At 67.2% G+C, this 8,177-nt stretch carries 8 protein-coding genes; 4 read left to right on the top strand and 4 right to left on the bottom strand.

Features of this window, described 5'->3' with window-relative positions:
• Positions 1 to 754, top strand: a 754-nt coding sequence (locus G3N99_RS29845) for a cytochrome P450 (protein WP_206124176.1), incomplete at its 5' end; no start/stop codon positions are given.
• Between the two features lie 15 nt (positions 755 to 769).
• Here G3N99_RS29845 and G3N99_RS29840 read toward each other — a convergent pair.
• Positions 770 to 1,096, bottom strand: coding sequence for a superinfection immunity protein (locus tag G3N99_RS29840; RefSeq protein WP_174945883.1), 327 nt, complete (start codon positions 1,094 to 1,096; stop codon positions 770 to 772).
• Between the two features lie 101 nt (positions 1,097 to 1,197).
• Positions 1,198 to 1,617 (bottom strand): rhodanese-like domain-containing protein, encoded by a 420-nt coding sequence (locus G3N99_RS29835; protein ID WP_206124175.1) that lies wholly within the window; start codon positions 1,615 to 1,617, stop codon positions 1,198 to 1,200.
• Between the two features lie 111 nt (positions 1,618 to 1,728).
• Between G3N99_RS29835 and ftrA the strand changes: the two genes are divergently transcribed.
• Both ftrA and G3N99_RS29825 read left to right on the top strand, forming a co-directional pair.
• Positions 1,729 to 2,703, top strand: coding sequence for a transcriptional regulator FtrA (gene ftrA / locus G3N99_RS29830; RefSeq protein WP_206124174.1), 975 nt, complete (start codon positions 1,729 to 1,731; stop codon positions 2,701 to 2,703).
• 141 nt (positions 2,704 to 2,844) lie between these two features.
• Entirely contained in the window at positions 2,845 to 3,579 is a 735-nt protein-coding gene (locus G3N99_RS29825; protein WP_206124173.1) for a hypothetical protein, read from the top strand.
• A gap of 79 nt (positions 3,580 to 3,658) precedes the next feature.
• On the opposite strand, the gene G3N99_RS29820 is transcribed toward G3N99_RS29825, so the two are convergent.
• Both G3N99_RS29820 and adiC read right to left on the bottom strand, forming a co-directional pair.
• Positions 3,659 to 5,998 (bottom strand): Orn/Lys/Arg decarboxylase N-terminal domain-containing protein, encoded by a 2,340-nt coding sequence (locus tag G3N99_RS29820; protein WP_174936890.1) that lies wholly within the window; start codon positions 5,996 to 5,998, stop codon positions 3,659 to 3,661.
• Between the two features lie 3 nt (positions 5,999 to 6,001).
• Positions 6,002 to 7,534, bottom strand: a complete 1,533-nt coding sequence (gene adiC / locus G3N99_RS29815; RefSeq protein ID WP_206124172.1) for an arginine/agmatine antiporter — start codon at positions 7,532 to 7,534, stop codon at positions 6,002 to 6,004.
• A gap of 432 nt (positions 7,535 to 7,966) precedes the next feature.
• Here adiC and G3N99_RS29810 point away from each other — a divergent pair.
• A partial coding sequence (locus G3N99_RS29810; RefSeq protein WP_206124171.1) for a nitronate monooxygenase occupies positions 7,967 to 8,177 on the top strand: 211 nt, incomplete at its 3' end.

Below are 8,177 nucleotides of genomic sequence, written 5' to 3'. Positions count from 1 at the left end.
TGCCGATCTGCTCGGCTTCGACGAGACGCAGCTCGACGATATCGCGGCGCAGGTCGTCGACTTCGTCGCCGCGCTGTCGCCGCTGTCGGATGCTGCGGCACTGGCCCGCGCGAGCGGCGCCGCGCGGCAACTGCTCGACCGGATGACGGAGCGCGTCGCGCAGTCGCATGCGCATGACGGCACGCTCGTCGCTGCGGTGCAGCAGGCGGCCCGCGCATCGGGCTGGCAGGCGAGCGGCGGGCTGGTCGCGAATCTCGTCGGGCTGTTGTCGCAGACCTGCGAGGCGACGGCCGCATGGCTCGGCAATACGCTGGTGGCGTGGAACGGCGACGCGGGAGCGAGTGCCGCGCACGTTGTTCCGGACGATGCCGCGCTCGACGCATTCGTTGCCGAAGTCGGGCGCTTCGATTCACCGGTGCAGAACACGCGCCGCTTCGTCGCATCGCGCACGACGATCGAAGGCGTGACCGTCGAAGCCGGCGACGCGATTCTCGTCGTGCTGGCCGCCGCGAACCGCGACCCGGCCGTGCATCGCGATCCGCACCGGTTCATGCCTGGCCGCGCGGCCGGGCCGAATTTCGGCTTCGGCACGGGGCCGCATGGTTGTCCGGGCGAGCGGATCGCGCGGGCCGTGACGGCGGGGGCGTTCGGGGCGTGGCTGCGTGCGGGCGGCGTACCGCCGCACGACGGGCTGGCGTGGGACTATCGCGCGTCGACCAACGTCAGGATGCCGAAGTTCGACGCGGCACGGTGAAAGGGAAAGAGGGACTTAACGGCAGCCTTGCTTCTCGGCCCATTGTTCCTGGGCGGCGACGCGGCGTTGCACGCGTTCGACGAGACCGGTGGAGAAGGTCCGCATGCTGATACCGCGGCGCTTCGCGAGGATCGTCTGCGCGACATCGGTGCGCGGGTTCGGCTGGCAGGCCCAGTAAAGCGTCATCAGCCAGCCGATGCCGGTCCACCCGAACAGCGCGTTGAACATCGCGACCGTCAGCTTGTCGTGCCGGCCACGCCGGTCGGCAATGACCGCCGGCAGAAAATAGATCGCGATCGCGGCCACCGAACCGGCCACTTGAATCAGGACTGCGCTCTGCATGTTGCTGCTCCATCCGAACTGCAATGGGACTGATTGTCGCGCTTTTTCCGTTTGCGTGCAGGGCGTGGACAGGCAATTGATTGTTGCGTTTTTAATGACGATCAGCCGGCTTCGGCGTCCGCCGGCTGCACTTCGTTGCTCAGCGCGAAACCTTCGTCGAGCCAGCCCGTCACGCCGCCGATCATCAGCTTGACTGGCCGGCCGAGACGCGCGAGCTGGATCGCCGCGCGCGCGGCGCCGTTGCAGTGCGGGCCCGCGCAATAGACGACGAACAGCGTGCCGGCCGGATAGCCGGCGAGCTTGCTCTCGATGATCTTGCGGCGCGGCAGGTTGCGCGCGCCGGGCACGTGGCCGGCGGCGAACAGGTCGGGGCCGCGCACGTCGAGCAGCACGAAATCGGGCGTACCCGATGCGAGCGCGTCGTGCACGTCCCAGCAGTCGGTCTCGAAGCGCAGCGACGCCTCGAAATGTGCAAGGGCGGCGGGGCTGTCGGCGGCGGGCACGTCGGTGACGCAGGACATGGGCAAGTTCTCCTGAAGGTTGTGCGGAACGCGGTGGGATGAGGGGCAGTATCGCGGTTCGGCGCGTTTCGCGGCAGTGGCGCGATCGACAAGTTCCGGTAACATCGCGCCATGCACAATCATCTCGTCGTCGCGCTCGCCTACGATCGCCTCTGCACGTTCGAATTCGGCTGCGTGGTCGAACTGTTCGCCCTCGAACGCCCCGAGCTCGGGGTCGACTGGTATCGCTTCGCCGTTTGCGCGAGCGAGCCGGGGCCCGTGCGCGCGGCGGGCGGCATCACGGTCGCCGCGCCGTATCGGCTCGCGACACTCGATCGCGCCGACACCATCGTGATTCCCGGCTGGCGCGATCCGGACGAACTGCCGCCGGCGCCGTTGCTGAGGAAACTGCGGGCCGCGCATCGCCGCGGCGCGCGGCTCTGCTCGATCTGCTCGGGCGTGTTCGTGCTGGCGGCGGCCGGCGTGCTCGACGGCCTCACGGTGACGACCCACTGGCGCTATGCGGAGAAACTGCAGGCGCGCTATCCGGCACTGCGCGTGAATCCCGATGCGCTTTACGTCGACGAAGGGCAGATCATCACGTCGGCCGGGTCGGCCGCGGGGCTCGACATGCTGCTGCATCTCGTGCGCCGCGATCATGGCGGCGCGATCGCGAACCGCGTCGCGCAGCGTCTCGTGCTGCCGCCGCATCGCGACGGCGGGCAGGCGCAGTTCGTGCCGCGCCCGGTCGCGCCGGGCGGCACCGACCGGCTCGCGAAGCTGATCGACTGGATGCGCGCGCACGCGGCCGAGCCGCACACGCTCGCGTCGCTTGCCGCGCAGGCCGCGATGAGCACGCGTACGCTGCAGCGTCAGTTCGCGGACGCGACGGGAATGTCGCCGCTCGCGTGGCTGATTCGCGAGCGCGTGAACGTCGCGAAGGACATGCTCGAAGCGCATCCCGCGCTGTCGCTCGCGCAGGTTGCGGCGCGCGCGGGGTTCGGATCCGAGGAATCGCTGCGCCGGCATTTCCGGCGCGTCGCGGCGACGAGCCCGGCCGCTTATCGACGCGGGATGAGTCGCGGCGAAAACGCGCGGGACGCTTGAGCGCGGTACCGATTCCTGTCGACGTTTCCCTCGCGTGACACCGCCGTGGCGTAAGATCGCGCAGCACTGAGAGAAGCCGGCCGCGTGATGGCCGGCTTGCGCCGTTCACGCGGCACAACGAAAACGACAAGGACAACCGTCATGGGCCTGCTGGGAAAGCTGTTCGGAAAGAAACCGCGCGATGAAGCGTCGTCGCCCGCGCCGTCGACACAGGAATCCAACGAAGCGGGCGAACCGGGCGCGTCGGGCGAGCTCGACATCGCCCCCGAACTCGCGTCCGCGCTGGCCGCGTTGCAGGCGGGCCGGTACAAGAAGGCGATCGAGGGCGCCATGCCGCACGTCGAGCGGCTGGCCGATGCGGCGCGCCTGTGCGCGATCGCGTACTCGGAGATGGAGCGCTACCCGGAAGCCTTCTCGTACTGGCTCAAGCTGTTCAAGCAGGAGCCGAGCGCGCACAACGCGCTGCAGCTCGCGACGACGTCGGTGATGTGCGGCGAAGTGGAGCGCGGCGAAGCGTGGCTGACGAAGGCTGCCCAGGTCAATCACGACACGCACGAGCAGTCCGACGCCACCGCGCGCGTGAACTTCATTTCCGCGCTGATGCAGAGCGGCCGTCTGCGCGAGACGCTGCCGCATCTCGCGTGGATGCGCGACGTCTATGCCCACATGCGCATCACCGATTCGACCTTCCTTTACATGCGCGGCATCCCGTTCTTCTCGTCGTTCCTGGAAAAGAGCCTGGAGATCCTGAAGGCCACGCAGCCGGCCGACGCGATCGTGTCGTGGTACGGCGAACTCCACGGCAAGCTCGACGAAGAGGGCGAGGCGCAGCTCGCCGAGTGGGTCGGCCAGCTGAAGGCGCAGCCGGCGGCCTGAGCGGCCGACGCCGGCTGAGAGTGGCGCCGCCCGCCGTCGACCGGCAGCGCGGCGTCGCGTTACGCGTTACGTTGCGTACTCAGCGCGTGTTGGTATCGCGTGCCTTCTGCTTGATGCACGCAATCCGGTACACGCCATCCTCGACTTCGACGCCGTGCGTGTCGTGCGTGAAGCCGGGGAAGCGCAGGTCGTACTGCTCGAGCGCCTTCAGGTAGCCGAGCAGCGGGCCGTCGGCCGGCCCCGCGTTCTCGCCGGGCATCAGCAGCGGAATGCCGGGCGGATAGGGCACGACGCCCGTCGCGACGGTGCGGCCTTCCATCTCCGATAGCTCCAGCATCTCGATGTCGTTGTGCACCAGATGCTCGAACGCCTCGGCCGGGCTGTAATCGGGCTTCGGCAGCGTCGAGAAGCCGCGCGACATCATCTCGGTCGTCTTCAGGTCGCTCATCGCGCTGAACATCAGGTCGCACAGGTCGCGCAGGCCGAGCTTGCCGTAGCGCTCCGGATAGCGCGCGACGAGTTCGGGCAGCGCCTGTTCGAGCGGCGCGTTCGCATCGTAGTCGCGCTTGAAGTCGAGCAGCGTGTTGACGAGCGTGCCCCACTTGCCCTTCGTCACGCCGAGCGAGAACAGGAACAGGATCGTGAAGTCGGTCGTCTTCTCGACGACGATCCCGTGCCGGTCGAGATACGCGGTGACGACCGACGCCGGAATGCCGACCGGCATCAGCCCGCCGTGCGAGGCGACGCCCGGCGTGACGATCGACACCTTGATCGGGTCGAGCATGCAGTAGTCGTCCTCGACATCGCCGAAGCCGTGCCACGTGTCGCCCGGATGCAGCACCCAGCACGACGGATCGGTGGCGAGCAGCGTCGCGTCCGCTTCGTGGAAGCGCACGCGACGGCCCGTCTTGCGATCGACCACGCTATCGGGCTGCCAGCCATTGAAGAACCAGTCGTTGTTCTCCGCGCATTCCGTATGCAGGCGCGCCAGCATCTGGCGGAACGCGACGGCCTCGCGGATCGCGTCGGTCGTCAATGCCTCGCCGCCGGGGCCGTCCATCATCGCGGCGCTCACGTCGTTCGACGCGATGATCGCGTAGTTCGGCGACGTCGACGCATGCATCATGTACGCCTCGTTGAAGCGTGCATGCTCGATCGGGTTGCGGCCGTCGCGAACATGAATGAACGACGCCTGCGACAGCGCGGCGAGCAGCTTGTGCGTCGACTGCGTCGCGAACACGGTCGGCTTGCTCGCATCGTGTTGCGATGGGTCGCCGTGCATCGCGTGACGGTCGCGGTAGATCGGGTTGAAACGCGCGTAGCCGTACCACGCCTCGTCGAAATGCAATCGATCGACGCTCTGGCCGAGCAGTTCCTCGACGCGCGCGACGTTGTAGCAGAGGCCGTCGTACGTCGAGTTCGTGATCAGCGCATGCACGGGCGTCGGGTCGATGCCGTCGCGGCCGCGTACGAGCGGGTTCGCGTCGATCGCGAGCCGCACGGCGGCGGCCGTCAGCCGCTCGGGCATGATCGGGCCGATGATCCCGTAGTGGTTGCGCGACGGAATCAGGTAGGTCGGAATCGCGCCCGACATCGTCATCGCGTGCTCGGCCGACTTGTGGCAGTTACGGTCGCACAGCGCGACCTGGTTGCGCGTGACGCTCGCCATCAGGATCACGCGGTTCGACATCGACGAGCCGTTCGTCACGTGATACGTGCGATGCGCGCCGAACACGCGCGCCGCATAGCGTTCGCTTTCGCCGATCGGGCCCGAGTGATCGAGCAGCGAGCCGAGTTCGCCGACCGAGATCGACAGGTCCGAGCGGAACAGCGATTCGCCGAAGAATTCGAAGTACGCGCGGCCGACCGGCGATTTCAGGAACGCGGTGCCGCCCGTGTGGCCGGGCGTGTGCCACGAGTATTCGTACACGCGCGAGAACTTCGCGAGCGCGCGGAACATCGGCGGCAGCACGGTTTCGCGGTAGCGCTCGATCGCGGCGACGATCCGGCCGCCGATGAACGCGGTGGTGTCCTCCAGCATCCAGATGAAGTCGTCGGCCTTGCGCATCGCGTCGACCGGAATCGCGGACGCGCTCGCGCGGCTCGCGAGCAGGAACACGGGCACGGTCGCATTGCGCGCGCGCATCGCGTCGAGCACGGCCTGCGCGGGTGCGTGGTCGGCATCGTTGCCGAGTTCCCAGTTGAGCAGCAGGCACTGGATCGCCGGATCGGCGGCGACTACCGCGCACGCATCGTCGGCGGAGGTCGCGATCACGACGTCGACGAGCCGCGTGCGCAGCTCCTCGGCGAGCGCCGTCGCGGCGCGCCCGGTGGCCGTGCGCTCATCGATGTCGTGCTGCACGAGCAGCGCCTTCATGCCGAGGCGGCGGAAGGCGGGTTGGGTCAAGGAAGCGGTCATGTGTTATTCCCCCGTTTGCTGGGTTGCCTGGACGCTCGCGGCAACGGCCGGCGAGCGCGCGTGAAGGGTGTCGGCCTGATGACGGCCCACGGAGATCCAGAAGGTGGCGGCGAGCGCGGCGATGGTCACGCCGAGCGCGAGATAGCGCACCCAGCGCGGCGAGCGGCCGCCCGGATGGATATGGGTTTCCTCGATCTCGCGCTGGCGGTTGATCGACAGCTCGTAGAAGACGATCGTCGCGACGACGAAGATCAGCGACCAGCGCGTCTGCTGGCCGTCGGAGCCGACCATCGCCCAGAGTGCGTAGACGGCGCCGATCAGGCCGACGATCGTGTAGAACGTGAACTGGTGCGACGGCATCTTGCCGTAGCCGAGCACCTTGATCGCGATGCACGAGTAGATGTACGGCAGCAGCGTCATGATCACGGCGATCGACGCGATCTTGCCGAACTGCTCGCTGGCGCTCGGCGACATCGTCGCGAGCACCTGCACCGACATGATCAGCGCGACGATCGCGAGGCCGGCCGACGGCACGTTCTTCGAGTTCACGCGGGCGAACACGCCGGCGAACAGGCCGTCGTCGGCGGCCGCCTTCGCGGTCTGGCCGACCAGCAGCGTCCAGCCCGCGAGCGAGCCGAGGCAGCCCAGCGCCGCGCAGATCGCGACCGCGTTCGCGGCCGTATTGCCGAGCGCGAGGCGCGCGGCATCCGCGAACGGTGCACTCGATGCGAGCAGCGTCTTGTTCGGGATCATTCCCATGATCACGGTCGAGCTGAGCACATAGCAGACGGCCGCGAGCACGACGCCGCCGACGGTCGCGATCGGCACGTTGCGCGACGGGTTCTCGACGACGCCGGCCGATACCGACGCGCTCTCGACGCCGATGAACGCCCACAGCGTGAAGTTTAGCGTCGCGCCGATCGCGCTGAAGCTGCTCGCGCCCGACACGTTCCAGCCGGCGAAATACACGTCCTTGCTGAACCAGAACCAGCCGAACACGGCCATCCCGAGGATCGGCACGAGCGCGAAGATGGTCGTGACCGACTGCACGCGGCCGACGACGTTCGGCCCGAGGATGTTCGCGTACGTGAACAGCCAGATCACGAAGATCTGCGCGAGGGCGAACACGAGCGGATCCTTCAGGACCGGGAAGAAATGCGTGAGGTAGCCGAGGCCGGCGACCGCGAGGCCGACGTTGCCGAGCACGTTTGCGAGCCAGTAGATCAGGTTGGTCTGGTAGCCCATGTACGGGCCGAACGACTTGCGCGCATACGCGTACGGGCCGCCGGCGGCCGGGTCGATCGCCGCGAGCTTCGCGAACACGAGTGCGAGCGATACGGCGCCGACCACCGTGATCAGCCAGCCGAAGATCGCGATGCCGCCGGTGGCGGCGAGGTTCGCGGGCAGCATGAAGACGCCGGAGCCCATCATGTTGCCCGCGACCATCAGCGTGGCGGGAATGACGCCGATTTTCGGCGCGGAAGCCGCGGCCGATGGGGCGGCGGCGCGGGAGGAGGACGAGCTGGCATCGGACATGCGACGCTCCTTGACGAGACGTGTTGCGGTTGAGGTGGCGCGGCATGGCGCCGGTTGACGATTTCGGCATGAATCGTCGTTTTATTTAACGTTTTCATGTTATCGCCTTGGTGGATTTTAATAAGGGTAAACGCCGGCATTTAATAACTTGAATATTGATGAATGTCATTGAAACCGGTGAATCGGTGTTTGAGTGCGGGGGTGGGTGGGCCGTGTGGCAAGGTTGAAGGCGCTTATTTTGGTCTCGGAAATGGACTCCAAGATCACGTCGCTGATATTTTCGTGATTAATCGTTTTTCCCGAATCGGTTAAATCAATTCGTGACGTTAGTGGCGCGGGAATCGGGGTTCGGGTTTGTCGGTTAATATCGAACGCATTAAATGCGCGCCGCCGGTGTGCGCGACCACCGCTTCTTTCCCGAGGACGACTCCGATGACGACGCTGCCTTCCCGTTTGCCGCTGATTCAGGCTCCGATGGTCGGTTCGTTGAGCCCGCTCGCGATCGCGGTGTGCGAAGCCGGCGGGCTCGGTTCGCTCGCGTGCGCGGCGCTCGGCCCGCAGCAACTGCGCGACGAGATCGCGGCGATTCGCGCGCGTACGCCCGCACCGTTCAACGTGAACTTCTTCTGCCATGCGCCGCCGA

It is taken from the genome of Burkholderia sp. Ac-20392 (genome assembly GCF_017104585.1).
GTDB lineage: Bacteria > Pseudomonadota > Gammaproteobacteria > Burkholderiales > Burkholderiaceae > Burkholderia > Burkholderia lata.
The sequence above is the reverse complement of the archived record's forward strand: the minus strand, read 5'-3'. Positions and strand labels throughout refer to the sequence as shown.